This is a genomic window from Pseudomonas alkylphenolica, from assembly GCF_016009175.1.
GTDB lineage: Bacteria > Pseudomonadota > Gammaproteobacteria > Pseudomonadales > Pseudomonadaceae > Aquipseudomonas > Aquipseudomonas alkylphenolica_B.
Genome location: NZ_JADUCM010000004.1, coordinates 92,966 through 118,661, shown reverse-complemented (window position 1 = coordinate 118,661; position 25,696 = coordinate 92,966). Strand labels below are relative to the sequence as shown.

At 61.0% G+C, this 25,696-nt stretch carries 22 protein-coding genes, 1 tRNA gene and 1 pseudogene; 11 read left to right on the top strand and 13 right to left on the bottom strand.

The window, feature by feature from the left end:
* Window positions 1–150 precede the first annotated feature (150 nt).
* On the top strand, window positions 151–2,079 hold the full coding sequence (locus tag I5S59_RS06490) for a transglycosylase SLT domain-containing protein (protein WP_197875886.1): 1,929 nt from the start codon (window positions 151–153) through the stop codon (window positions 2,077–2,079).
* Between the two features lie 104 nt (window positions 2,080–2,183).
* On the opposite strand, the gene I5S59_RS06485 is transcribed toward I5S59_RS06490, so the two are convergent.
* Together I5S59_RS06485 and I5S59_RS06480 are read right to left on the bottom strand one after the other, a co-directional pair.
* A complete protein-coding gene (locus I5S59_RS06485; protein WP_197875885.1) occupies window positions 2,184–2,987 on the bottom strand; it encodes an MOSC domain-containing protein in 804 nt (267 codons plus the stop codon).
* A gap of 45 nt (window positions 2,988–3,032) precedes the next feature.
* The gene (locus tag I5S59_RS06480) at window positions 3,033–3,968 is read right to left on the bottom strand and encodes a chemotaxis protein CheV (RefSeq protein WP_197875884.1); all 936 of its coding nucleotides are present in this window, start codon (window positions 3,966–3,968) and stop codon (window positions 3,033–3,035) included.
* Between the two features lie 347 nt (window positions 3,969–4,315).
* On the opposite strand from I5S59_RS06480, the gene I5S59_RS06475 reads away from it, so the two are divergent.
* From I5S59_RS06475 to I5S59_RS06465, 3 genes are all read left to right on the top strand, one after another.
* Entirely contained in the window at window positions 4,316–4,747 is a 432-nt protein-coding gene (locus tag I5S59_RS06475; RefSeq protein WP_197875883.1) for a histidine kinase, read from the top strand.
* A gap of 512 nt (window positions 4,748–5,259) precedes the next feature.
* Window positions 5,260–6,150, top strand: coding sequence for a sensor histidine kinase (locus tag I5S59_RS06470; RefSeq protein WP_197875882.1), 891 nt, complete (start codon window positions 5,260–5,262; stop codon window positions 6,148–6,150).
* A complete protein-coding gene (locus tag I5S59_RS06465) occupies window positions 6,147–6,806 on the top strand; it encodes a response regulator (protein ID WP_197875881.1) in 660 nt (219 codons plus the stop codon). The genes I5S59_RS06470 and I5S59_RS06465 overlap by 4 nt, the downstream gene beginning before the upstream one ends.
* On the opposite strand, the gene yegS is transcribed toward I5S59_RS06465, so the two are convergent.
* The gene (yegS, locus tag I5S59_RS06460) at window positions 6,790–7,689 is read right to left on the bottom strand and encodes a lipid kinase YegS (protein WP_197875880.1); all 900 of its coding nucleotides are present in this window, start codon (window positions 7,687–7,689) and stop codon (window positions 6,790–6,792) included. The genes I5S59_RS06465 and yegS overlap by 17 nt on opposite strands.
* 278 nt (window positions 7,690–7,967) lie before the next feature.
* Here yegS and I5S59_RS06455 point away from each other — a divergent pair, with 278 nt between their 5' ends.
* On the top strand, window positions 7,968–9,419 hold the full coding sequence (locus I5S59_RS06455) for a mannose-1-phosphate guanylyltransferase/mannose-6-phosphate isomerase (RefSeq protein WP_197875879.1): 1,452 nt from the start codon (window positions 7,968–7,970) through the stop codon (window positions 9,417–9,419).
* A gap of 64 nt (window positions 9,420–9,483) precedes the next feature.
* Entirely contained in the window at window positions 9,484–10,731 is a 1,248-nt protein-coding gene (locus I5S59_RS06450; RefSeq protein WP_197875878.1) for a glycosyltransferase family 4 protein, read from the top strand.
* On the opposite strand, the gene glp is transcribed toward I5S59_RS06450, so the two are convergent.
* Together glp and moaB are read right to left on the bottom strand one after the other, a co-directional pair.
* Complete coding sequence (gene glp / locus I5S59_RS06445) at window positions 10,720–11,907, bottom strand: gephyrin-like molybdotransferase Glp (RefSeq protein ID WP_197875978.1); 1,188 nt, start codon at window positions 11,905–11,907, stop codon at window positions 10,720–10,722. The genes I5S59_RS06450 and glp overlap by 12 nt on opposite strands.
* A gap of 22 nt (window positions 11,908–11,929) precedes the next feature.
* Window positions 11,930–12,469 carry a molybdenum cofactor biosynthesis protein B gene (moaB, locus tag I5S59_RS06440; RefSeq protein WP_128326149.1) on the bottom strand — a complete coding sequence of 180 codons (540 nt, stop codon included), beginning with the start codon at window positions 12,467–12,469 and terminating at the stop codon, window positions 11,930–11,932.
* A gap of 191 nt (window positions 12,470–12,660) precedes the next feature.
* On the opposite strand from moaB, the gene I5S59_RS06435 reads away from it, so the two are divergent.
* A complete protein-coding gene (locus I5S59_RS06435; protein WP_197875877.1) occupies window positions 12,661–12,882 on the top strand; it encodes a YgdI/YgdR family lipoprotein in 222 nt (73 codons plus the stop codon).
* A gap of 54 nt (window positions 12,883–12,936) precedes the next feature.
* A tRNA-Pro gene (locus I5S59_RS06430) sits at window positions 12,937–13,013 on the top strand.
* 62 nt (window positions 13,014–13,075) lie between these two features.
* Here the strand turns inward: I5S59_RS06430 and I5S59_RS06425 are convergent.
* Window positions 13,076–14,632, bottom strand: coding sequence for a methyl-accepting chemotaxis protein (locus I5S59_RS06425; RefSeq protein WP_197875876.1), 1,557 nt, complete (start codon window positions 14,630–14,632; stop codon window positions 13,076–13,078).
* Window positions 14,633–14,835: 203 nt separating this feature from the next.
* Here I5S59_RS06425 and I5S59_RS06420 point away from each other — a divergent pair, with 203 nt between their 5' ends.
* Window positions 14,836–15,201 (top strand): glycine zipper domain-containing protein, encoded by a 366-nt coding sequence (locus I5S59_RS06420; protein ID WP_197875875.1) that lies wholly within the window; start codon window positions 14,836–14,838, stop codon window positions 15,199–15,201.
* Between the two features lie 62 nt (window positions 15,202–15,263).
* Here I5S59_RS06420 and mqo read toward each other — a convergent pair whose 3' ends face one another.
* From mqo to I5S59_RS06405, 4 genes and pseudogenes are all read right to left on the bottom strand, one after another.
* Window positions 15,264–16,862: a malate dehydrogenase (quinone) gene (gene mqo / locus I5S59_RS06415; protein ID WP_197875874.1), complete on the bottom strand. Its 1,599-nt coding sequence runs from the start codon at window positions 16,860–16,862 to the stop codon at window positions 15,264–15,266.
* 390 nt (window positions 16,863–17,252) lie between these two features.
* Complete coding sequence (locus I5S59_RS26685; protein WP_420066441.1) at window positions 17,253–17,966, bottom strand: methyl-accepting chemotaxis protein; 714 nt, start codon at window positions 17,964–17,966, stop codon at window positions 17,253–17,255.
* Between the two features lie 171 nt (window positions 17,967–18,137).
* A pseudogene (locus tag I5S59_RS26680) lies at window positions 18,138–18,296 on the bottom strand (HAMP domain-containing protein); the annotation flags it as partial.
* Window positions 18,297–19,076: 780 nt separating this feature from the next.
* Window positions 19,077–20,849 (bottom strand): ABC transporter transmembrane domain-containing protein, encoded by a 1,773-nt coding sequence (locus tag I5S59_RS06405; protein WP_197875977.1) that lies wholly within the window; start codon window positions 20,847–20,849, stop codon window positions 19,077–19,079.
* A 283-nt stretch (window positions 20,850–21,132) separates the two neighbouring features.
* Here I5S59_RS06405 and I5S59_RS06400 point away from each other — a divergent pair, with 283 nt between their 5' ends.
* On the top strand, window positions 21,133–21,306 hold the full coding sequence (locus I5S59_RS06400; protein WP_197875872.1) for a PA1571 family protein: 174 nt from the start codon (window positions 21,133–21,135) through the stop codon (window positions 21,304–21,306).
* A gap of 52 nt (window positions 21,307–21,358) precedes the next feature.
* Here I5S59_RS06400 and pdxB read toward each other — a convergent pair whose 3' ends face one another.
* Window positions 21,359–22,501: a 4-phosphoerythronate dehydrogenase PdxB gene (gene pdxB, locus I5S59_RS06395; RefSeq protein WP_197875871.1), complete on the bottom strand. Its 1,143-nt coding sequence runs from the start codon at window positions 22,499–22,501 to the stop codon at window positions 21,359–21,361.
* Between the two features lie 155 nt (window positions 22,502–22,656).
* Between pdxB and I5S59_RS06390 the strand changes: the two genes are divergently transcribed.
* The gene (locus tag I5S59_RS06390) at window positions 22,657–24,054 is read left to right on the top strand and encodes an MATE family efflux transporter (protein ID WP_197875870.1); all 1,398 of its coding nucleotides are present in this window, start codon (window positions 22,657–22,659) and stop codon (window positions 24,052–24,054) included.
* Here I5S59_RS06390 and tusA read toward each other — a convergent pair.
* Both tusA and rlmM read right to left on the bottom strand, forming a co-directional pair.
* Window positions 24,051–24,293: a sulfurtransferase TusA gene (gene tusA, locus I5S59_RS06385; protein ID WP_197875869.1), complete on the bottom strand. Its 243-nt coding sequence runs from the start codon at window positions 24,291–24,293 to the stop codon at window positions 24,051–24,053. The genes I5S59_RS06390 and tusA overlap by 4 nt on opposite strands.
* Before the next feature lie 94 nt (window positions 24,294–24,387).
* The gene (rlmM, locus tag I5S59_RS06380; protein WP_197875868.1) at window positions 24,388–25,452 is read right to left on the bottom strand and encodes a 23S rRNA (cytidine(2498)-2'-O)-methyltransferase RlmM; all 1,065 of its coding nucleotides are present in this window, start codon (window positions 25,450–25,452) and stop codon (window positions 24,388–24,390) included.
* Window positions 25,453–25,696: the final 244 nt, after the last annotated feature.

The following is a 25,696-nucleotide window of genomic DNA, read 5'->3' as shown; positions in this document are numbered from 1 at the left end:
AGGCAGATCCGACGATAGGCTGTCCGATTACAACTGGATACAAGCACAATGCTTTCATCCGCCTGCGGCAAACGGCTAAGCTAAAGCAATGCAATTCAAACAGTGCTGGCCTCGCCGTCACTTTTTATGGTCAAACTGCCCGGAAGTCTCATGCGCAGCCGCCTGTTAAACCTAGTTTCCTGCCTGCTTCTCTCGGCTTCTGCGGCCAGCGTCGCCCAGGCCACCGATATCACTGTGCAACGCCAGTACTACGATGAGGCCAAACGCGCCCTGGCCAAGGGCGACAAAGGCCCGTACCTGCGCTACGCCCAGGCGCTGAGCGATTATCCGCTGACTCCTTACCTGGCATATGACGAGCTGACGGCACGCCTGAAGACCGCCAGCAATGCCGAAATCGAGAAATTCCTTGCCGCCCATGGCGACCTGCCACAAGCCAACTGGATGAAATTGCGCTGGTTGCGCTGGCTGGCTGAGCGTGGCGAATGGGACACCTTCAGTCGCTATTATGATCCGAAGCTCAATTTTACCGAACTCGACTGCCTCAATGGTCAGCGCCAGCTGATCCAGGGCCAGCGCGCCGAAGGTTATGCCTCGGCAGAAAAACTCTGGCTTGTGGGCAAGTCGCAGCCTGCTGCCTGCGACGCGTTGTTCAGCCGCTGGGCTGCCGAAGGCCAGCTCACCGAGCAGAAACGCTGGGAACGCACCAAGCTGGCAGCGCAGGCGCGCAACTATGCCCTGGCCAACAGCCTGACCAAAGACCTCACCTCCCTCGCCCCCCAGGGCCGCTTGCTGGTGGATGTGGCGCAAAAGCCGGAGCTGCTCAACCAGCCAAGCCGTTTCACACCGGTCAACGAAACCATGTCCGACGTCGTCAGCCTGGGCTTGCGCCGCCTGGCACGCCAGGACCCGGAACGCGCCATGGGCTTGCTGGACGACTACGCCAACCGCATGCATTTTTCTCGTGACGAGAAAGTGGCCATTGCCCGGGAAATCGGCCTGACCCTGGCCCGGCGCTACGATCCACGGGCGCTGGACCTGATGACCCGCTACGACCCTGAACTGCGTGACAACACCGTCACCGAGTGGCGCCTGCGCCTGTTGCTGCGCCTGGGACGCTGGGAAGACGCCTATGAGCTGACCAAGCGCCTGCCGCAAGACCTGGCCAGCAGCAATCGCTGGCGTTACTGGCAAGCGCGCAGCCTGGAACTGGCGCAGCCAAAAAACCCGCAGATTCCATTGCTGTACAAGACCGTCGCCCGTGAGCGCGACTTCTATGGTTTTCTCGCTGCCGACCGGGCAAAAACCCCGTACCAGCTGAACAACAAGCCACTGGTACTCAGCCAGGCGTTGATGAACAAGGTGCGCAACACGCCGGGTATTCGTCGAGCCCTGGAGTTCCATGCCCGCGGCCAGATCGTCGACGGTCGACGCGAGTGGTACCACGTCAGCCGTCATTTCAGCCGGGACGAAATGGTTGCCCAGGCCAAACTGGCGTATGACATGCGCTGGTACTTCCCGGCCATCCGCACCATCAGCCAGGCACAGTACTGGGACGACCTGGACATCCGCTTCCCGATGGCTCACCGCGACACCCTGGTGCGCGAAGCCAAGGTACGTGGGCTGCATTCGAGCTGGGTGTTTGCCATCACCCGCCAGGAAAGTGCGTTCATGGAGGACGCCCGCTCCAGCGTGGGCGCCAGCGGCCTGATGCAACTGATGCCGGCCACCGCCAAGGAAACCGCGCGCAAGTTCAGCATCCCGCTGGCCTCCCCAGCCCAGGTGTTCAACCCGGACAAGAACATTCAGCTGGGCGCCGCCTACCTGAGCCAGGTGCACAGCCAGTTCAATGGCAACCGGGTACTGGCATCCGCTGCCTATAACGCAGGTCCGGGTCGCGTGCGGCAATGGCTGCGTGGCGCCGACCACCTGAGTTTTGATGTATGGGTGGAGTCGATCCCGTTCGATGAGACGCGCCAGTATGTGCAGAACGTACTCTCGTACTCGGTGATCTACGGGCAGAAGCTCAACTCGCCACAACCGCTGGTGGACTGGCATGAGCGGTATTTCGACGACCAATAACGATCTCTGCCGGTCAGCCCGGCAGGTTCGCGGGTGAACCCACTCCACAGGTAAGGTGCAATGCCCGAGGTTTGCACCCTGCCTGTGGGATGTTCACCCGATGACTATTCCAGCACGGTTACCGGCATCCCCACTTCTAGCACCCCGGCACCATCAGCTACCAGGTTCTGCCCAAACAGGACATCCCCTTCCTTTAGCCGATAGGTCTTGAGAGTGGTCAGCGGTTCGCGATCAGGGCTGCGTTCGCCGGTCTGCGGATCGATAGTCGTCAGGATGCAGCGCTCGCACGGTTTGAGCACGCGAAACTCCATCTCGCCGATGCGGATACGCTTCCAGCCATCCTCGGCGAAGGCTGCGGCACCCTCCACCACCAGATTGGGACGAAAGCGCTGCATTTCGAGGGGGCGCCCAACCCTCTGCACCAGGTCATCGAGCGAGCCCTGGCCAATCAGCAACAGGGGGAAACCATCGGCAAACGCCACCCGGTCGCTGACCAGGCCATAACCACCTGGCAGGAAGCGGGTACGTTCTTCGGGCACATAGACCAGCCGCACGTCCTTGCCGATAAACTCACTGAGCCAGTGCGCAGCCGCATCGCCGGCATCCGGGACGCGAAAGGTATCGCGCCAGATCGTGACACCGCGCAGCTCGCTGTCGGCCGGCGGCACGGCGACTGTCAACGCTGTTCGCCCGGACGCTTCCAGGGTCAGGTTGCCATCCAAGCCGTGCAACGCCGTCAGCTGGCTCATCTGCGGATATGCACGCTGAGTCAGGAAACGGCCGTTATCGCGCTCCACCAGCATCCAGCGGCGATCACCGCTCAACCCCAATGCATCCAGCGAGGAGGATTGCAGCGCCTGGCCACGCGCCGATTTGAGCGGGTATCGGTACAGCGCACTCAATTGCATTTCTGACCTGCCTTTTACCGGTTCAAAGCCCTAGCTTATACCGACTCAGACGGTCGCTTCATCCAGCATCAAACGTTGGCGCACCACATCGACCAGCTTGTCGGGCTGAAACTTCGACAGAAAATTGTCACAGCCGACCTTTTTCACCATCGACTCGTTGAAGCTGCCCGACAACGAGGTGTGCAGCACCACGTAAAGCGAGCGCAGGCGCGGGTCATTGCGGATTTCGGTGGTCAGTCGATAACCGTCCATTTCCGGCATTTCGGCGTCGGTGAACACCATCAACAATTTTTCGCACACATCTTCCCCGGCATCGGCCCAGCCCTTGAGCATCCGCAGTGCCTTGAGGCCATCACTGGCCACATGCATTTTCACCCCCAACTGCGACAGGGTATCGCGCAATTGCGCCAGGGCCACCGTGGAGTCGTCCACCAACAGCACCTCGCGACCCCGCGCTCGTGCCAGCACCGGATTCTCAAGTTTGTCGCGCGAGACCTTGGCGCTATAAGGCACGATTTCGGCCAGCACTTTCTCAACGTCGATGATTTCCACCAGTTGCTCATCGACTTTGCTGATTGCCGTCAGGTAATGCTGACGCCCGGCGCTGCTCGGCGGTGGCAGGATCGCTTCCCAGTTCATGTTGACGATGCGATCGACGCCCCCCACCAGGAACGCCTGCACCGAGCGGTTGTACTCGGTGACAATGATGGTGCTGCCCGGCCCCGGCGTAAGCGGGCGCATGCCGATGGCCTGGGAGAGATCGATGACCGGCAACGTCTGCCCGCGCAAGTTGACCACGCCGCAAACAAAGGCATGGCGCTGCGGCATCAAGGTCAGCTTGGGCATCTGCAGCACTTCCTGGACCTTGAACACGTTGATCGCAAACAACTGCCGGCCGGCCAGGCGGAACATCAGGATTTCCAGGCGGTTCTCACCCACCAGCTGCGTTCTTTGGTCTACCGTGTCGAGAATGCCAGCCATTAAAGAACCCCCAGGGTTGTTCCAAGAAATGAATCAATTGGCTTTGTATCGGCCAGATCGGGCTCAGCTTGACCCCTTGAAGAAATTGCTGAATCGCCCATTGATGTCACTTTACCATCATGCTTTACTGCACTCACCCCACCCCTGTCGCAAACGCCCGCAATGGGTCGCAAACGATTAGCTATCAGGGAATCCCCTAGTGGCAATCAGGTGAGACCTGATGTTCGCAATATCCATTAGCCATTAATGTGACGCCATTCTCATTGCATGAACGGAGTCAGGCTTTTGTCAGCGATCGCCTCATTGTGGCCAGCCCCCGTTCCAGCCCGTTGCGCTGGAGCCAAATGATGGTTAATGAATCTCTGAACAGCAGCGTCCTGCAGGACTTTCTGCTGGATGCCCAGGTCTTGCTGACCCAGGCCGAAGAGTGCCTGCAGCACCTGAACCTGATCGACAACGATCCGGATGCCTGCCATTGCCTGAACGACACCCTGGCAACACTGGTCGACCGCGCGCGGCTGCTGGGCCTGGTGGAAGTGGCCAGCTACAGCCAGCAATTGCAGCAACTGCTGGAAGCAACCCACCATTCGGCGCATTTGCCGGGCAGCGCATTGCCGGCCCTGGAAGAATGCCTGACTTTGCTGGCCTGGCAACTTGAACTGATCGACCCCCGCACCGGTCGCCTGAGCCTGGACACTGACGAGCAGGTCGTGCTGCTCGACAACCTGGCCGCTGCCCTGCACCCGGTTTCAATTGCGCGCCCTGCAGCGCGAGCATGAGCCCTTGCGGGCCTTCGCTTCATAGGCTGCAGGCGACAACCGGACATGAAACTCTTTGCAACTAAGGCATAATGGACAAAGTACCTTCACGACACTGCCATCTGGATGTATGCCAGGCATTAAGCCGATACTTTCCCCGCTTATCCGTTATTTCTGCAACGGGGTTGTAACTGCAGATTTAATCCATCTTGCGAAAGTTATTCTGCCGAAAAAAGTGATGGCAATTTGCTAGGTATTGCGCCGGTTGGAACTCGCGTACCAGCCAGCAAAACCTGATGTTTCAGTCAGTTATCAGAGTTGGCGACCATTCTTATCCGAAGTGATACCATGCCCTCCGATGAACGCTTGTCGCCCCCTGGCCAATCACGGACCTGATAATTTACGCGCCAGACACCGACACTCATCACTTCACCTGGCGCCGACATTTAAATGATATTGAAGGCAATACGACAACGCCTCTAGTTTGACCTTTTCAAGGCTTTCTACAGCGATATTTAAGCGGCTTCATCTTTATGCTCCCAAGCCTCAATACATTCACCCTCTGGCGCCCCGGGGCCGCTCTGCTGCGCGGGCTGACCGCATTGCTGTGCCTGGCATCGGTCGTGGTCAATGTACTGCTCTACGCCTACGCCCTGCCCATACCGCTGAGCGCACTGGCCCTGCAACTGGTCGCGATGCTGAGCATTGGCTGGCACCTGCGCCATTGGGCGCGTTCGATTGCCATGCGCCCCGCCGAACTGGCCGACCGCCTGCTCAAGGTCCAGGAAAGCGAGCGCCAACGCCTGAGCCGGGAACTGCATGACGATATCGGCCAATTGCTGACCGCCGCCAAACTCCAGGCCGACTGGTTGCAACGTCGTGTACCTGCTGAACTTCAGGAACACTGCAGCACGCTGCGCAGCACACTGGACGACACGCTGGCCAATGTGCGTGACGTCTCGGCCATTCTCAACCCCCGCCAGCTAGCCAGCCTGGGACTTGAGGCCAGCTTGCGCGCACACTTGTTGCGCACCCTGGAAAATACCAGCGTGCACTGGAGCCTTGAATGCCGCCAGCGCCTGGGCGGCATCCCGGAAGAGATGGCCATTGCTGCGTTTCGCATCACTCAGGAAGCGGTCACCAACATGCTTCGTCATGCCAATGCCCACAACCTCGTCGTCTGCATTCAGCGCCAGCCTGAAGGCCTGGCCCTGTCCATCAACGACGACGGCCAGGGTTTCATCCCCGCGAGCTGCCCTGCAGACGAAGGACAGCGCGGCATGGCCGGGATGCTTGAACGCGTCACGCTGCTGGACGGAAAACTGTCAGTCGTCAGCCAGCCAGGCAAAGGCACCTGCATCAACGCCCTGTTTCCCTGGCCCCCACGCACCCTTGAACGCGCCAAGACAAGTAATACCCCATGACCTGTACATTGCTGCTAGTGGATGACCACTCACTGATTCGCGCCGGCGTCCGTGCCCTGGTGTCTGATATTCCCGGGTACACCGTCATTGGCGAAGGCAATGACGGCAGCCAGGTAACCGAGCTGGTGCAACAGCTGGACCCCGATATCGTCCTGCTGGACATTTCCATGCGCTCGACCAACGGACTGGATGCACTGAGCCAGCTACGTGCCACGGGCTGTCGGAGCAAAGTGCTGATCCTGTCGATGCATACCGATCCGGAACTGATCATGCAGGCCCTGGAAAGCGGTGCCCATGGCTACCTGCTCAAGGACACCACCGCCACCGAGCTGGAACAGGCCCTGGCAGCGCTACGCTGCAACGAGCGCTACCTGAGCCCGGCGATTGCGCATACCGTCATCAACCAGGCCCTGCTGCGAGCCCAGACCAGCAAACCGCAGGCCTCTGAAAACCACAACCTGACGGGCCGCCAGCTGGAGATCCTGCGCCTGATCGTACGGGGCAAGTCCACCCGCGAAATTGCCCATGGCCTGGGCCTGAGCATCAAGACCGTGGAAACACACCGTTCGCAGATCATGAAACGCCTGCAGATCTATGACGTTGCCGGGCTTGTGCTGTTCGCCGTGCGCGAACAGATCATCAGCCTGGATGACTGAGCAACGGCGAGTCGGCGGGCAGGTGTACCCGCAAGGCACTGGCCAGTACTTCGAAACGCAAGCTGTCGCTTTGTAACGGCTCGCCATCCAGGTTGATGTCCAGGCCTTGCGAACTCTTGATTTCAACCCACGGCAGGCGTGCCCGCACAAACATGTTTTCCAGCCCCAGGCCATCACTGAGCAGGCTGCGCAAGGTCCCCACCACCTCCTGAGGGGCCGGCAGGATACTGATATCGAGCAAGCCGTCATCCACCTGCGCCTGCGGGCATAATACATGCCCACCACCGGCCTGACGTCCATTGCCGATACCCAGGGCCAACAGGTCGCCCTGCCAATGGAAGTCCGGCCCCTGAAGCACCACCGAGGCGGCGCTCAGCTCACTGAACCGCGACAACCCGGTAAACAGGTAGGCCGCCGCGCCCAGAACTTTCTTCAGGTCTTCGGAGGTGTTGGCCGTCACCTGGCTACCGAATCCGCCGGTGGCCATGTTGAGAAACACCTGCTCACCGACCTGCCCCAGGTCTATGGCCTGCGCGGGCGCCTCCAGCAATGCCAGCGCCTCCAAAGGGTCCAGGGGAATACCTGCAGCCCGGGCAAAATCATTGGCCGTCCCCAATGGCAGCAGTACCAGACTGGCCTGGATGCCGACCCGCACCATGGCCTCGGCCACATCGCGCAAAGTGCCGTCTCCACCGCCTGCCACCACATGCCGGTAGCCGCCCGTCATGGCCTCCCGGACCAGACGCTCGGCGTCGCCGGCCTCCCAGGTCAGGCGCACCTCCAGCGGCCAGCCACGCTCACGCATGCCACCCACCGCATCGCGTACCTGATCGTTGATCGCCTGCTTGCCATGCAGAATCAAAAGTGCCTTGCGCTGCGTCATCGTGACTCCCCTCGCCGATAAAAACCCGAGCATCTGGACCGCAAAATACGGGGCATTGCTGCACATCCATTGATCGCACCGGAAGAAAATTTGCCGTGTGCCAGCCTAAATAACATTGAAAGCGTGAGCGTCCGGGTGCATCATTCGACAAATATTTGGCCTTCACGGAAGAAGCTGATGGTAAAAGTCATTTTATTGACTCATTACGCAAGCACCTGTCAGGTCCCCCGCTCCCTTTACCGCACTGTAGTTTCAGTGCCCTGACTCAAGGCTGAGAAATGAGCATTCTGATTCCCTGCATCATCGCCGGCGGCGCCGGTACACGCCTGTGGCCGGTTTCTCGCGAAACCATGCCGAAGCCGTTCATGCGCCTGCCCGACGGCCAGAGCCTGCTGCAAAAAACCTTTTCCCGTGCCAGCGCCCTGCCCGGCGTTGAGCGCGTACTGACCGTTACCAACCGGGAAGTGTACTTTCGCACCCAGGACGAGTACCGCCAGTTGAAACACAGTGCCACCCTGGACTTCATCCTCGAGCCCTTCGGCCGCAACACCGCGCCCGCCATCGCCGCAGCGGCGTTACGCTGCGCCAGCCTGTATGGCGATAGCGCACTGTTGCTGGTGTTGCCCGCCGATCACCTGATTACCGACCTGCCCGCCTTTGAACGTGCAGTAGAAGAAGCAAGCATGCTGGCCCAACAAGGCTGGCTGACCACCTTCGGCCTGGTTCCCGGCCACGCCGAAACCGGTTTTGGCTATATCGAGAAAGGCCAGGCGCTGGATGCTCAAGGCTACAAGGTCGAGCGATTTGTTGAAAAGCCTGATGCAATCACTGCACAGCAGTACCTCGACGGCGGCCAGCACCTGTGGAATGCCGGCATGTTCTGCATGCGGGTGGATGCCATCCTGGCCGAGCTGGATCGCCACGTGCCCGACCTGCTCGCCAGCGTTTCCCACTGCCTGGAACAAAGCGCGTGCAAAGCGGGCGAAGGCGAACTGATGGTGGAACTTGATCCGCAAACGTTCGAGCGCGTAGCGGATATCTCCATCGACTATGCCGTAATGGAGAAATCTGACCAGGTCGCCGTGCTGCCTGCGGACATTGGCTGGAGCGATATCGGTTGCTGGCGAGCGGTTCGCGAACTCAAGGAAGCCGACCACAATGGCAACCAGTGCAATGGCGAGACCGTGCTGCACGACGTCTCCAACTGCTATATCGACTCGCCTCGCCGCCTGGTCGGCGCCGTGGGCCTGGACAACCTGATCATCATCGACACCCCTGATGCCTTACTGATCGCTGATGCCACACGCAGCCAGGAAGTCAAAATCATTGCCCAGCAGCTTAAGCAGCAGGACCATGATGCCCACCGCCTGCACCGTACGGTCAGTCGCCCGTGGGGCACCTACACCGTGCTCGAGGAAGGCCCGCGCTTCAAGATCAAGCGCATCGTGGTCCGCCCGCAAGGATCACTGTCACTGCAAATGCACCATCATCGGAGTGAGCACTGGATTGTGGTCAGCGGCATGGCCTGTGTAATCAACGGTGACAACGAATTTTTGCTCAACTCCAACGAGTCGACATTCATTGAACCGGGGCGCCTCCATCGCCTGACCAACCCCGGCGTGATCGACCTGGTCATGATCGAAGTACAAAGTGGCGAATATATGGGCGAAGACGACATCGTGCGCTTTACTGATATCTATGGACGCGCCCCGGAGCCAGCCAACCCCTGACACACCCGGCGCGTCCATTCCTGTCTGCATGCCGTAACCCGCCTGGCGACTGAGGAAAAGGGTAATGCGCGTACTTTGGACACTGCCTTACCTGCCCTGGCCCACCACCAGTGGCGGTAAAACCCGGCAATATCACCTGCTGCGCAACCTCGCGCAGCGGGGCCACCAGATCACCTTGCTGGTGCAGTCGAAAATTCCGCCCAGCGAGGCAGCACGCGAGGCGCTCGAGCCCCTGCTCGAGCGCCTGATCGTGCTACCCAGGCGACCGCTGCACAGCCCGCTGAACCTGCTTGCCGCCGTGTATGCCGGATACCCCATGCGCGCCAGTGTCAACGGCCTGGCTCCGCGCCTGCGCCATTGCTTCGAGCAACTGCTTGAAGAACGCTGGGATGTCATCCAGATCGAACACAGCTACAGCTTTCAACCGTTCGAAAAGGCGCTGCAAGCGCGGCGCCTGCCCTTTTTGGTCAGTGAGCACACGATCGAGTCCGTCTCCGGCGCCGCCTGCCATGACCGGCTGCCCTTGTGGCTTCAGCCGTTCAATGCCTTCGACCGCTGGCGTTACCGGCGCTGGGAAAGCCGCGTGCTCAGCCAGGCCCATGAAGTGGTAGCCGTCAGCCCTGCTGACGCCGAACACATCAGCCGCCTGACCGGCTACCCTGCAGCACTGGTCATCAATGGCGTGGATTGTGCGCACTATCAAAACATTCACCCGGCGCTGCACAGCCAACGGCTGCTGTTTGTCGGCAACTTCGAATACAGCGCCAGCCTCGAAGCCATCGAATGGGCACTCGAAGACATTCTTCCGCAAGTGTGGCTGAGCAACCCGGCGGTGCGCCTGGCCGTGGTCGGCCACGCACTACCGGACAGCTGGAAATCGCGCTGGAACGATCCGCGTATCGAATGGGTCGGTTACCTGCCCGACTTGCGCGAACTGCAACGCCATTCGGCGATTTTCTTCGCCCCACTGCGCTACGGCGGTGGCTCGAAGATCAAGATACTCGAAGCCATGGCCGCCGGGCTGCCGGTGGTAACCACCGCCAAGGGTGTATGCGGACTTCAGGTCACCCATGGCGAGCACTATCTGGGCAGCGACGATGCCGATCAGTTGGCGCTGCAGATCACCCAACTGCTCAACCAGCCCTGGCGCATGCGCCAGCTGTCAGAGTCCGCCCGCCGCTTCGTGACCGATCATCACGACTGGAGCATTGCCGCCGCACAGCTGGAAAGCGTGCATGCGCGCCTGAGCCAGCGCGCGCCGTTACTGACGGACCTGGGCGATAAAGGCGTGCTCAGCCGCTCAGCCGAGTAACTCACTCAAGGGAATGAAGTACACCGTATCGCCCTTGGCCGGCGTGGTGCCCTCACGCACTTCTACCAGACCCTCGGCCCAGGCAGCGCTGCGCAACACGCCGGAACTCTGGTTTTTGTAGATCAGCGCCTGCCCTTGATCAAGCCGTGCTCGCAGGTATTCCCTGCGATTGCCCGCTTTGGGCCAGTCGAACCCGGCAGGCACGGCAAACTGCAGCGGGGTCACCTGTTGCACACCTTGACGGCGCAGCAGGTAAGGACGGGTCAGCAAGCCGAATGTCACCAGGGTCGACGCCGGGTTGCCGGGCAAGCCGATCACCGGTACGCCTTGATAGTGACCAAAGGTCAATGGCTTGCCGGGCTTGATCGCCAGCTTCCAGAGCGCCAGCTCGCCGGCTTCACGCAAGGCCAGGCCGAGATAGTCGGCCTCACCCACCGAAACGCCACCGGTAGAGAGAATCAGGTCGACCTGACCCAGAGCGGCCAGGCAATCACGGGTCTTTTGCAGGTCATCAGCAAGGATACCGGCATCGACAACCTCACAGCCCAGGCGCTGCAACCAGCTGACCAGCAAACGCCGATTGCTGTTGTAGATCTGCCCCGGCCCCAGCGCCAGGCCGGGCTCTACCAGCTCGTCACCGGTAGACAACACCGCCACCTTGACCCGGCGCACCACGGTAAGCGTGGCACAGCCCAACGTCGCCGCAAGCCCCAGCTCGATCGGCCCCAGGCGCGTACCTGCCGCCAGCACTTCTTCGCCCGCGCGGGTTTCCTGCCCTTGCGGGCGGATGTTCTGACCGATGTGCAGTGGCTCGGTAAAGCGCACGCACTGATCTTCCAGCACCTCGGCGTTTTCCTGCATCTCGACGCAGTCGGCCCCTGGCGGGAGTGGCGCCCCGGTAAAAATCCGCGCACAGGTACCCGCCTGCAATGGCTGCGGTGCATGGCCGGCAAAAATTCGCTGACTCACCGGCAACGCTTCGCCCTGCCAGTCGGCCAGGCACAGTGCATAACCGTCCATGGCGCTGTTCGGCCACGGAGGCAAGTCCAGGCCGGCGATCAAGGGTTGAGCCAGAACCCGCCCGTCTGCCTGCGCCAAGGGCACCTGCTCTGTCTCGGTGATCGGCGCAGCCTCGGCCAACGCCAGCAAACGCGCCAGCGCCTCTTCGACCGGCATCAACGGATTGACCACAGGCGCCTCAACCACGGCTGACACAGGGCTCGGCCTGTTTCAGGTGGGTGACGAAATTGCACGGACGATGGCGTGCGTCCAGTTGCTCGGCAAGGATCCCGTCCCAGCCGGTACGCACGGCATTGGTCGAACCCGGCAGGCAGCAGACCAGGGTACCGTTGGCCAGCCCTGCCAAGGCACGCGACTGGACAGTGGACGTGCCGATATCTGCCAGGGAGATGTGGCGAAACAGCTCACCGAAGCCGTCGACTTGCTTGTCCAGCAAACAGGCAACCGCCTCAGGCGTACTGTCGCGCCCGGTAAACCCGGTACCGCCGGTGATCAACACTACCTGCACCTGCTCATCGGCAATCCAGGTCGCCACCTGGGCGCGAATCTTGTACAGGTCGTCCTTGAGCAGCACGCGAGCGGCAAGGCCATGCCCGGCCTCGGTCAGGCGATCGACAAACACCTGGCCTGAGGTATCGGTTTCGAGGGTGCGGGTGTCACTGACGGTCAGCACCGCGATGTTAAGCGGCACGAACGGTACATCTGCCTTGGCTTTCATGGGGCCTTGTTCCCTTGCTGAAGAGTATCGCGAAGTTATATCACAGCGTCGCCTGGCGGGCGCCCACCGCCCGTGGTGTTTGTTGCCGGTCACTGCCGGCAGGCAGCCGCTATGCTCAAATCTGCAAGGAACTTGTGGTGGCACCCTGCGTCAGAACAACAGTACGCACCATCCTTTACTGGAGACACAAAATGAATCAACGGACTATCGCTGCTTTCTTGCTGGCCTTGGGGCTGGGTACTTTGGCTGGCTGCGCCTCGCCAACAGTCATCACCCTGAACGACGGTCGCGAGATCCAGGCAGTCGACACACCACAGTACGACGATGAGTCTGGCTTCTACGAATTTGAGCAACTGGATGGCAAGCAAACGCGCATCAACAAAGATCAGGTGCGTACCGTCAAGGATCTGTGACACGTCCCGAACGGGGCTTGTCGAGGAGAGAATTTTGAGTAATATTTTCTCTATCGGAGTGTAGCGCAGCCAGGTAGCGCGTCTCGTTCGGGACGAGAAGGCCGCAGGTTCGAATCCTGTCTCTCCGACCAGATCAGGCAACAAAAAACCCGCCTCGGCGGGTTTTTTGTTGCCTGCATTAAAGCGGCCCGGCCTACACCTTGAAGCGTCCTACCAAACGCTCCAGCTCATGCCCAAGCCGGGCCAGCTCAACGCTCGAAGAGGCGGTTTCTTCGCTGGCCCCGGCGGTCTGGTCAGAGATGTCGCGCACGTTGATCACGCTTCGATTGATCTCATCGGCCACCGCGCTCTGCTGTTCGGACGCCGTGGCAATCTGCTGGTTCATCAATTGAATGGTGGACACCGAACGGGTGATGTTATCCAGCGAGCCGACAGCCCGGCGGGTGAACTCCACGCTGCTTTTGCTCATTTCAAGGCTGCTGTCCATGCTCAACGAGACGGCCTTGGTACTCGCCTGGATACCGACCACCAGGCTCTCGATTTCTTCCGTCGACTGCTGAGTACGCAAGGCCAGGTTGCGCACCTCATCGGCCACCACCGCAAAGCCACGTCCGGCCTCCCCGGCCCGCGCCGCTTCGATCGCGGCATTCAGAGCCAGCAGGTTGGTTTGCTGGGCAACGGCCTTGATTACATCCAGCACCCCGCCGATCTTGTCGCTTTGCGTTCGCAATTCACCAACGGCCACAGCCGACGCGCCGACTTCCCGGGCCAGGCATTCGATCTGTTCGATCGCCTCGTCAACCACCCGCTCCCCTTCCAGCGCCTGTTGATCAGCGACGGCGGCGGCCTGCGACGCCTGCGCAGCGTTACGCGCCACATCCTGCACGGTTGCCGTCATTTCGTTCATGGCAGTGGCCACATGGTCGGTTTCCACCTTCTGGCTGTTGACCCCGGCACTGGTCTGCTCAGTGACTGCCGACAGCTGCTCGGCAGCACTGGCGACCTGCACGACACCACTGAGAATGCCCCCGATCAGTTCACGCAAACTGAGGGTCATTTGCTGCAGCCCCGCTTGCAACTGCCCCAGTTCGTCACGCCGGTCGGTCAGCACATCTTTACTCAGGTCGCCTTGGGCAATGCGCCCGACCACTGCAAGGGTGTGTTGAAGTGGACGGACGATTTGCCGGGCAATGACCCACGCCGTCAACGCCCCCAGCATCAGCGCAAACACCGCCACCAGGCTCAATAGGGTTTTGGCGGACGCCGCGTCGGCATCGCGCTTGGCTTTTTGCGACGCTGTCAGTTGCTGCGCCGTGCGCAACAGCACGTCGCCATAACCGGCCATGCGCTGGTACAGAGGCTGCCTGTCCACTCCGGGCTGACCCAGGGCTTGCAACACGTCAGCGTAATGATTGACCGCATCACGTTGCTGGTTGAACAACGCCACATCACTGTCGGCGGTGAAGTGCTGCCGGGTGGCTTGCAGGTGCGCCGACAGTTCATCCAGGGTTTTTCTGAGCGGTTGAATGTCTTGCGGGTCCGTGCTTGTTCCCATTGTCAGGCGGTGAACGCGCAAATCGCGGGTGTAGTCGCTGATCCTGGCGATGTTCTCGACCTTGTCTCCTCGCTCAATCAGCGTATTGAGCGCGTGCCAGCCGGTAACCGACAGTAAAAAGGTCAGCGCCAGCACCAGACCAAACCCCATGCCCAACTTGGCACCTACACGCATATTGCTGATCCAGCCGAACATAAAAACTCCAGGCAATATCACAGTCTTTTTGACAGTCATGCCCTCGGTATCGGCGATAAGTTTTTTTCTGGACTAGCCAATGGTCGTGTAGCGCAGTCGCCGCGCTTTTGCATTCCGGGTGCAACGATCTGCACTGGCCAGCATTGCGCAAGTGAAGCCGCCCCAGCAGAATGCGCGCCTTTCGAACTTAGAGGTTGAAACACATGCGTAAGACTCTTGCCACCCTGACTCTGGGCTTGCTGTGCGCGCAAGGCGCCATGGCTGGCGATGGCCAAACTGCGCTGGGCGGTGGCCTGGGTGGCGTACTGGGCAACGTGGTTGGCCAACAACTGGGTGGTAGCACCGGTGCTGCGATCGGTGCGGGCGTCGGCGGTGCCGCTGGCAGCGCCATGGGCGCGAAGAATGGCAACAAGACCAAAGCCGCTATCGGTGGCGGCCTGGGTTCGGCGGGCGGCTCGCTGATCGGCAACAAGCTCGGCGGCAGCACCGGCTCGGCCATCGGTGCCGGCCTGGGTGGCGCTGCAGGTGGCGCACTGGGCAACAACATTGCCAACAAGAAGCGTCACTGATTTCAAGCCTGAAACGAAACAGCCCCCTGAACAGGGGGCTGTCTGTATCTACCGTGTAAACCTTACAGCGCAGGTTGTACCTGTTCTGCAGCGGCCTCTTCCGGCAGCACCGGAACGTACAGCAGACCCAGACGCGAGCTGCTCCACTCACGGGTCTGGTTGGTCAGCTCGAGGTTGTTGTTGAGCTTCTGGCCATAGGTCGGAATGATCGCCTTGAGCTTGGCTTGCCACTCAGGGGTCTTGATACGGTCCTTGAAGGTCTTTTCCAGCACGCTCAGCATGATCGGCGCAGCGGTCGAAGCACCTGGCGATGCACCCAGCAGCGCGGCAATCGTGCCATCCTGGGCGGCAACGACCTCAGTCCCGAACTGCAGTACACCACCGTGCACCGGGTCCTTCTTGATTACCTGAACACGCTGGCCAGCCTGCAGCAGCTTCCAGTCTTCGTTCTTGGCGTTCGGGAAGTACTCGCGCAGTGCATGCATGCGGTCATCGAAGCTGAGCATCAGCTGACCCATCAGGTAAGTGCTCAGGTCAATGTTGTCGATACCGGCATGGGTCATCGGCATGATGTTGTGGCTGGTCAGGGCCGCGAACATGTCCAGCAACGAACCGTTCTTGAGGAACTTGGTGGAGAAGGTCGCAAACGGGCCGAACAGCAGCACTTCCTTGCCATCGATGACACGGGTATCGAGGTGCGGAACCGACATCGGCGGCGCACCGACCGAAGCCTTGCCGTACAGCTTGGCCTTGTGGCGGGCAACGATGTCCTGGTTGTCGGTCATCAGGAACTGGCCACCCACCGGGAAACCTGCATAGCCGTCAGCTTCCGGGATGCCCGACTTCTGCAGCAGCTTCAGGGCGCCACCACCGGCACCGATGAAGACGAACTTGGCCTTGACGCTGGTTTCGACACCCTTGTTGGCCAGGTCGGCAACGACCACGGTCCAGGTGTTGTCGGCGTTACGCACGATGTCGCGCACTTCGTGCTGCACATGCAGCTTGACGTTGTCATGCTTGGTCAGCGAAGCGATCAACTGACGGGTGATCTCGCCGAAGTTGACGTCGGTACCGATCGGCATGCGGGTCGCGGCGATCTTCTGGTCGGCTGCACGGCCTTCCATGACAATCGGCACCCACTTCTGGATCTGTGCGTGGTCTTCGGAGTACTCCATGCCACGGAATAGCGAGCTGTGCTGCAGGGCTTCATGACGTTTCTTGAGGAACTCGACGTTCTTGTCGCCCCAGACGAAGCTCATGTGCGGCACGTTGTTGATGAACGACTTCGGGTTGCTCAGCACGTTCTGCTCGACCTGGTAGGCCCAGAACTGCTTGGAAATCTCGAACTGCTCGTTGACCCCGACCGCCTTGCTGATGTCGATCTTGCCGTCGGCACCTTCACTGGTGTAGTTCAACTCGCAGAACGCGGAGTGACCGGTACCGGCGTTGTTCCAGGCGTTGGAGCTTTCTTCGGCAACCTTGTCCAGGCGCTCGTAGATGTCGATCGACCAGGTAGGCTCCAGCTCATTGAGGTAGGTACCAAGACTTGCACTCATGATGCCGCCGCCGATCAGCAGCACGTCTACGGTTTTCTCGGGCTCACTGGGCTTGGAGCAACCGATGACACTCAGGCACAGGAGCGTCAGCAGGATTTTTTTCATAGTTCAATCCAATTGAGGTGAAGTAATTGGCAATGACCGCTGGTCCCGTTGTGCACGCCCGGATTCTTGTTGTTGCTCGCGCAGGCCACTACCTTGAAACGTTCATCGCTCAGGCAATCGGCCTGAATGTGCGGGTAATGGTTGGCGGCTGGGGTTGTTCGATGGATCGGGAACGGTCGCGACCCTGACGGCTGCCAATAAAGGCTGCTGACGGGTGCTTGCGAGGCAAAGGCCTGCCCGCCTTTAAGCACAAAACAGGCCAACTTCCCCAAGACTAACGGCTAATAGCTAGGACGAGTCGTCGCACCCCATCTTTAGTGGTTTTATCTGGCGACAATCCGCCACATATTCCGCCTTCCGCGCAGAATGTGGCGGTTTTCCCCCGCGCAATCAGGCGCTTAGGCGCGCAGTAACCTCACCCAGCTGCCCCGACAGGCCATGCAGGCGATGCCCGGCCTGCTCGGTGTGTTGCACTGCCTGCTGGTTGGCCGTGGCGATACGGGTGATCTCCACCAGGTTGCGGGAGATGTCTTCAGCCACGCTGGTCTGCTCTTCGGCGGCCGTTGCAATCTGGCGGTTCATGTCGCGAATCGCTTCCACGGCCTGGGTGATACGCTGGAGCATCTGCCCGGCGCGCTGAACCTGCTCTGCACCTTCTTCACTGCGCTGCTGGCCGCTCTCAATGGCTTTGACCGCCTCCAGCGCCCCGGACTGGACGGCACTGATGATCTGGTTGATCTCGGCAATCGACGCACCGGTGCGCTGAGCCAGGTTGCGCACTTCGTCTGCAACCACGGCAAAGCCGCGACCGGCCTCCCCTGCCCGCGCCGCCTCGATTGCCGCATTGAGAGCCAGCAGGTTGGTCTGCTCGGCAATCGCGCGAATTACCTCCAGCACCTTGCCGATCCGGCCGCTATCGGCTTCCAGGTCGCGAATCACCGCAGCGGTGCCGGCAATTTCCTGGTTGACCGCTGCAATGGTGTCGATTGTCGACTGCATCACCTGCTCGCCGGCCTGCGCACTGTGATCAGCATCATCGGCGGCACGTGCCGCTTCGGCAGCATGGCGAGCAACTTCCTGCGCGGTGGCCGACATTTCATGCATGGCCGTGGCCACCTGATCGGTACGCTGAAACTGGTCATCGGTACCGCGTGCCATATTGCCGGCAATGGTGCGCAATTCACCACTGGCCGACTCCAGTTCGCCAGCGTTGCCTTGCAGGCGAGTAAACGTCTCGGCAAGAAAGTCGCGCAAGGTGTTGGCCGCCACAGCCAGACGACCCAGTTCATCCTGGCGGTCGGTGGACACACGCGCGGCAAAGCGCCCTTGGCTCAACTGCGCGACATACTCGATCAGCGCACGAATCGGCTCGATCAGGTTGCGGTTGACCAGCCAGAGGCTGATCAGCCCGACCAGTACGGCCGAACCGAACATCACCAGCATCCCCAACCAGACCGTGCGCTCGGCCGACTGACTGATGGCTTGCGCCTGCGCCTGGGCATCGCTACGCAACTGGTTGACCAGTTCGCTCATCTGCTCGCTGGCAGCACGGTCCACGCCTTTGACCGCCAGGTCGCCGGCATAGGGGTCCGCCCCGGCGGCGAGGTAGGCCTGTCGCCCTTGTTCATAGGCCTGGCCCAATTGGCGATGGCTTTCCTTGAGTTGCTGCGCACGGGCTTTAAGCGGCGGGTCGCTGCGCTCGATCAACTGATCAAGAATGCCCTGCACCTGCCGTTCACGAGCCAGAAACTGCTGCCAGTACTTGTCCAGTTCAGCCGGTTGCTTACCACGCAACAGCACGTTCTTCCACTCCTGGACCTGAACCTTGAACTGCAGGTTGGCTTCGTCAATCAACTGGGACGCCTGCAACGGCCCATCGATCAGTTGACCGTATCCGCGCACACTGGAGGACAGGAGTTGAAAACAGACCAGTGCAATCATCAGTATTGCCAGCAGGCTACCGCCGAACAACGCGAGGATTTGCACGCTCAAGGATTTACGCAACATCGGAAGGAGTCCTGGAACAAGGAGTAAGAAACGCCGCACGCGGGCATCGACCAGCCAAAGACGTCCTTGTCCCGTTCACTGGCCGTTCAGGCAGGCCAAAAAAAAGCTGCCATCAATCGATAGCAGCCAAGTTCGAGCATTACGCAACAGCTGAGCCAGATACTCTCAAGGGATTGCTACAGAAATGTGACAACCACCGGAACGCTGTCACAAATCCGTAACGGCATTGAACTGCAGCGCCGCCAAGCGGGCATACAACGGGCTCTCCTCCACCAGCTGGCGATGCGTTCCAATGGCAACCAGCCGCCCCTGGTCGATCACCGCGATGCGATCGGCATGCTGCACTGTGGCGAGCCGGTGGGCGATCACCAACGTCGTGCGCCCACTCATCAAGGTCGGTAGCGCTTGCTGGATCAAGTGCTCGCTTTGCGCATCGAGTGCGCTGGTGGCCTCGTCCAGCAACAGAATCGGCGCATCGACCAACAAGGCCCGGGCAATCGCCAGGCGCTGACGCTGGCCGCCTGACACCCCCAACCCCGCATCGCCCAGGTGGGTCTGATAGCCCAGTGGCAATTGCATGATGAAGGCATGCGCGTGGGCACTACGGGCAGCCGCTTCAACCTGTGCCTGCGTGGCGTCCGCACGCCCGTAACGGATGTTCTCTTCGACCGTGCCATAGAACAGCGCCGGGTTCTGCGCCACCAGGGCGAAGTGGCGGCGCAGGTCTTGCGGATCAAGGCGGCTGACGTCCTGGCCATCAAGCAGAATGCGCCCCTGCTGAGGGTCGTAAAAGCGCAACAGGAGGTCGAACAGGGTTGACTTGCCGGCACCTGAAGGCCCGACCAGCGCCAGGGTCTCCCCGGGCTCTACCGTCAGGCTCAAACCGTCGATGGCGGCAGGTTCGGGCCGCGACGGATACGCGAATCGCACGGCCTGTAGCTCAAGCCGGCCACTCACCCGTGGCGGCGTGTGCTCAAGCCCATGTGACGGGGCGGAAATTTCGCTGCGCGCCGCCAGCAACTCGGCAATCCGCTCCGCCGCCCCTGCGGCACGCTGCAGTTCACCGATCACCTCACTGAGGGTGCCAAAAGCGCTGCCCACAATCAGACTGTAGAAAACAAAAGCAGCCAGCTCACCAGCGGAAATCCGCCCGGCAATCACGTCCATGCCCCCTACCCAAAGCATGACCCCCACCGCACCGAGCACCAGCACGATCACCAGGGTGATCAGCCAGGCGCGCTGCAGGATACGCTTGCGCGCCACATTGAAGGCCGCCTCCACGGTGCGCCCGAAGCGTTGCTGATCGCTGGGCTGGTGATTGTAGGCCTGCACCGTTTTGATCTGCCCGAGGGTTTCGGACACGTAGCTGCCAACATCGGCCACCCGGTCCTGGCTCTGGCGCGACAGGCTGCGCACCCGGCGGCCGAAAATCAGGATCGGCGCGAGCACCAGCGGCAAGGCCAGCACCACGATACTGGTGAGTTTGGGGTTGGTGACAAACAGCAGGACGATGCCGCCAAGCACCATCAAGGCATTGCGCAGGAACAGCGACAGGGACGAGCCGATCACCGACTGCAGCAACGTTGTGTCGGCGGTCAGGCGCGACTGGATCTCCGAGCTGCGATTGCTTTCGAAAAAGCCGGGGTGCAGGTAAATCAGGTGATCGAATACCTGCTGGCGGATATCGGCCACACAGCGTTCACCAATCCACGACACCAGATAGAAACGACTGAAGGTACCGACGGCCAATGCCAGCACCAGCAACAGGAACAAACCGATCGTTTGATTGAGCAGGTGGGCCGACTGGGTCATGAACCCTTGATCCACCAGCAGTCGGATACCCTGCCCCATGGACAAGGTAATGCCAGCGGTGACTACCAGCGCCAGCAAGGCCAGTACTACCTGCTTGCGGTAAGGACGAATGAAGCGCCAGCCCAGGCGCATGGCCTGGCGCTGTCGTGTGGAGAACCGGTTGAACATGACAGGACCGCGGGTCTGTGGTTTGTTGCAGCCTACACCGGACCGCTCGTCCTGCGCCAAGGAACTCATGGCGCTGTACCGCCGTCGGTATCCACAACAGGCCAAATGAGCCAATAAGGTCCATGCAACAGCTGGCTAGACCTTTTCGGTCTAACGCACCACTGGAGGTTTAGCCGGCTTTCTGGTGGACTGGAAGTGTCCCACCGTGATTACCAAAAAAGCTGTCACAGGCCGGTCACAAGGCGATTTTAGTCTGAGCTTGAAACCTGACGAGGAGACAGGAATGAGCCTACAACAGAGCACCACCCAACCAAAAGCCGCACCCAACCCTCAGGCGCCGGTAGGCGGTTCGATCATCGACCAGAACGGTCAGGAGATCACCATCACCGAGGAAATGATCCAGCAAGCCTGCGAAAAGCTGGAGCAAAGCCGCAAAGAACCCGCCAAGAAAGACTGACCCACCCGAATCCTTCAACCCGGCCCAGTCGCCGGGTTTTTATTGCCTGGTTTCAGACCAGCACGCCGCCCAGGGCTCGCACCAGTTGCACCAGCTGCGGTGCTTCGCCATGCAGCCGCACCGCCAGGCCTTCAATTTCGCGGCGAGGCGGGTAGTGTTTACGCAGGGTATCGAAGGCCGCCTTCTGCTCAAGCGGATCACTGCTCAAGCTACGGCGAAAATCAGCGTCATCGCGGCGCGGGTCATACACCGCCCGGCACAGAGTAGCCAAGGCCCAGGCCGGATCGGTTTCAGCCTGCAGACTGACCTCGGCGAGCCAGGGCGGCGGCAGCAGATCTGCCAGGTGTACCGTCGCCGACTCTCCTCGCCAGGCACAGAATGCCTGGTAGATCTGCGCCGTACCTCGCTGCTTGCCGTCCAGGCTGTAACCGGCAATGTGCGGGGTAGCCAGCACACATAGGTCGGCCAGCTCCAGATCAACCTGCGGCTCGCCTTCCCAGACATCCAGCACTGCCAGGACATCCTCGCGTTCAAGCAAACACTCACGCAATGCCGTGTTGTCGATCACCGGACCGCGGCTGGCGTTGATCAACCAGGTGCCCGGGCGCAACGCAGCAAGCTGTTCAGCACCAAGCAGGTGCCAGGTCGGCGCATCGCCCTCCCGGGTCAGCGGGGTGTGCAGACTGATCACATCGCATTCGGCGAGCACCGCCTGCAAACTGACATAGTCGCCACCCTCGCGCTGCTGGCGAGGCGGATCACATACCAGCACTTTCCAGCCCAGGCCACGCAACACCTCGACCAGGCGCCCACCGACTTCACCGGCCCCCACCACGCCGTAGGTGCGCCCTGCCAGATCGGCACCATCCAGTTCGGCAAGGGTCAGCAAGCTGCCCAGCACATAATCAACCACCCCACGGGCATTGCAGCCGGGAGCACTGGACCAGTGGATACCGGCCTGAGCGAAATAGTCCAGGGCCAGGTGATCGGTACCGATGGTGCAGGTACCGACGAAACGCACCCGGCTGCCTTCGAGCAACGCCTGATCGACGCGGGTCACGGAACGCACCAGCAAGACATCGGCATCTTTTACACAGGCCGAATCAATGGCACGACCAGGATAGCGGCGGATCTCGCCGAAGCCTGCAAAGAAGGCATCGAGCAGCGGGATATTCTCGTCGGCAACAATCAGCATGGCGCTCTCCTAGTCGGGGTCCGCAGTGTAGGCCCTTGCCGAGGCCATAGCCAGCTGGACGGGAAAGCACCGGGCATATTTCCTGACCGATGCGTCAAAGCGTAGACTACCCGGCTTTGCGCACCTTTTTTGTGGACGCCCGCCTTGTGACACCAATGACCGCCGCTCCCTCCGCTACTCCCTTGTCACGTGCTGCCCGCGTGCGCACCGAACTGCGCAGCCTGTTGCTGCTGGCAACACCGATCATCATCGCGCAACTGGCGACCACGGCCATGGGTTTCGTCGATGCCGTGATGGCCGGCCGGGTCAGCCCGCGTGACCTGGCAGCCGTGGCACTGGGCAACTCGATCTGGATTCCCGTGTTTCTGCTGATGACCGGCATCCTGCTGGCCACCACCCCCAAAGTGGCCCAGCGCTTTGGCGCCGGCCTGCACGCCGAAATTGGCCCGCTGGTGCGTCAGGCCTTGTGGCTGGCGGTCGCTGTCAGCCTGATTGCCAGCGCACTGCTGGTCAGTGCCGAACCGGTACTGCAGGTCATGAATGTCGACCCGCAACTGGTCGAGCCGAGCATGGGTTACCTGCAAGGCATCGCCTTTGGCTTCCCGGGCATTGCGCTGTACTACGTATTGCGTTGCTACAGCGATGGCCTCGGCCGCACCCGCCCGAGCATGGTGATTGGCTTGCTCGGCCTGCTGCTGAACATTCCGCTGAACTATGTGCTGATCTATGGTCACTTTGGCTTGCCGGCGCTGGGCGGTGTCGGGTGCGGCTGGGCCAGCGGCATTGTCATGTGGTTCATGGCCCTGAGCATGGCGGCCTGGAGCCGCTGGGCGCCGGCCTACCAGAGCAGCCGCGTGCTGGTGCGTTTCGAGCGCCCGCAATGGGCGGTGATCAAGCGCCTGACCGGCGTTGGCCTGCCGATCGGTATTGCAGTGTTTGCCGAATCGAGCATCTTCGCCGTAATTGCCCTGCTGATCGGCAGCCTCGGCCCCACCGTCGTAGCCGGCCACCAGATCGCCCTGAACATCAGCTCGCTGCTGTTCATGATTCCATACTCGCTGGGGATGGCGGTAACCGTGCGGGTGGGCCAGGCCATTGGTGCCGGCGAGCCACGCCAGGCTCGTTTTGCCGCCTTGGTCGGCCTGGGCGCAGCGCTGGTGTTTGCCTGCTTCTCGGCGGGTTTGATCCTGCTGATGCGCGAACCGATCGCGTCAATCTATACCCCCGACACCGCGGTGATCCAGATTGCCGCCATGCTCATTGTGTATGCCGCGCTGTATCAGTTTTCCGATGCCATCCAGGTGATCGCGGCAGGCGCCCTGCGCGGCTACCAGGACACGCGAGTGACGATGATCCTGACCCTGTTTGCCTATTGGGGTATCGGCCTGCCGGTGGGCTACCTGCTGGGCTTGACTGACTACTTTGGCCCCGCCAGCGGCCCCAGTGGCTTGTGGGAAGGCCTGATTGCCGGGTTGACCTGCGCGGCCTTGATGCTGTCGATCCGCCTGGCGCGCAGCAGCGCCAAGCACATTCGCCGGGGTAATCGCGTTTAGTCGACTTTCTTGCGGATCCAGTACAGGTAGATGCCAGCGTCTTCCTGTTGCTGGACCAGCTCGTGACCGAGGAACACGCAGAACTTGGGGATATCGCGGCGGGTCGACGGGTCGGTGGCGATCACCTTGAGCAGGCCGCCTGCGGCCAGGTCACGGACGTGCTGGTGCAGCATCATCACCGGTTCCGGGCAGTTGAGGCCGGTGGCGTCGAGGATTGCGTCTGGGGTGAAATCAGTCATGTATAACTCCGGAAACTATCAAGCATTGTGGCGCCCTTACCTTTGCGGGTAAACCCGCCCCGACCCTGTGGGAGCGGATTTATCCGCGAAGAAATCATCGCGGCTTCAGGTCCAGGCGCCGCAGGTGGCAGGTCACCTCTTCGCGGTCGTGGTACAGCTGTTTGCAGCCAATCGATACCTTGACCTTGCGTGCCTTGAAGCCTTCTTCAATACGGTCGAGCAGTCGCCGCACCTCGGCATAACGCTGTTTCATCGGCAACTTGAGATTGACCACTGCCTCGCGGCACAGGCCTTCACCCAGCCAGGTTTCCAGCAACGCGGCACTGCGCGCCGGCTTTTCGACGATGTCGCAAACCATCCAGTCCACGGTCTGCTTCGGCTTGTAGGTAAAGCCGTCGGCCATCAGGTGTTGAACCAGCCCGGTGTCCATCAGGCTCTCGGCCATCGGGCCATTGTCGATGGCGGTTACCAGCATGCCGCGCTTGACCAGCTGGTAGGTCCAGCCGCCCGGCGCCGCCCCCAGGTCAACGCCGGTCATGTCATCGGACAGGCGCGCTTCCCACTGATCGCGCGGGATGAAGTGATGCCAGGCCTCTTCCAGCTTGAGGGTCGAGCGGCTCGGTGCTTCACGGGGGAACTTCAGGCGCGGGATCCCCATCGGCCACATCGCCGAATTGTCGGCATCCGCCAACCCGACAAACACGCGCCGGCCACTGACGAAGGTCAACAGCAAACGCGCCCCACTCGTCCCTTCAACCAGGCGCCCGGCTTTGCTCAGGGCCTTGCGCAATGGCACTTCGAACTTGCGGCAGAAGGTTGAAATCTCCTTGCCGTCGTTGGTGTCCATCACTTCCAGCCACAGACTGGCAACGACCGGGTAATCGCTCAGGTGCTCGAGCAGCACGCTGATACGGTCGGTTTCCGGCAGCTCGATGAAGCTGCCGCGCGCCCATTGCCGGGGGAAAATCAGTTGCGCAAAGCGCAGTTCGCGCATCAGCCGCTCGGCGCCCTCGGCATCGTTGCAGATGAACTCGGCACAGGCGCTTTGCGGTTTGCCCTTGGCATAGCCCGGCACATTCAGCCGTGCGGCATGCTCGGACATTTCGGCACAGACTTCACCCTCGAAACCGGGCCGGCAATGCATAAACAGGGTATTCATCTTCACTCCAGGACGGTTGGCGACCAATCACGCCAACCCTGACCGGGCGCAATGCACAGCGCCGGTAAATCGGCGAATGATAAAGCAAGTTCGGAACCTGCGACATGCCCCGCCGGTCCAGTACTTGGTCAGGCGTGTGAAACACGACTAACCTGACCGCTCAGCCAGGTCCGTGCCGTGCGGACCTTCACAGAGGCGGTGATTCGGCGACAGCAGGGAAGATTGCCGAGCACCGGCGCAGAAG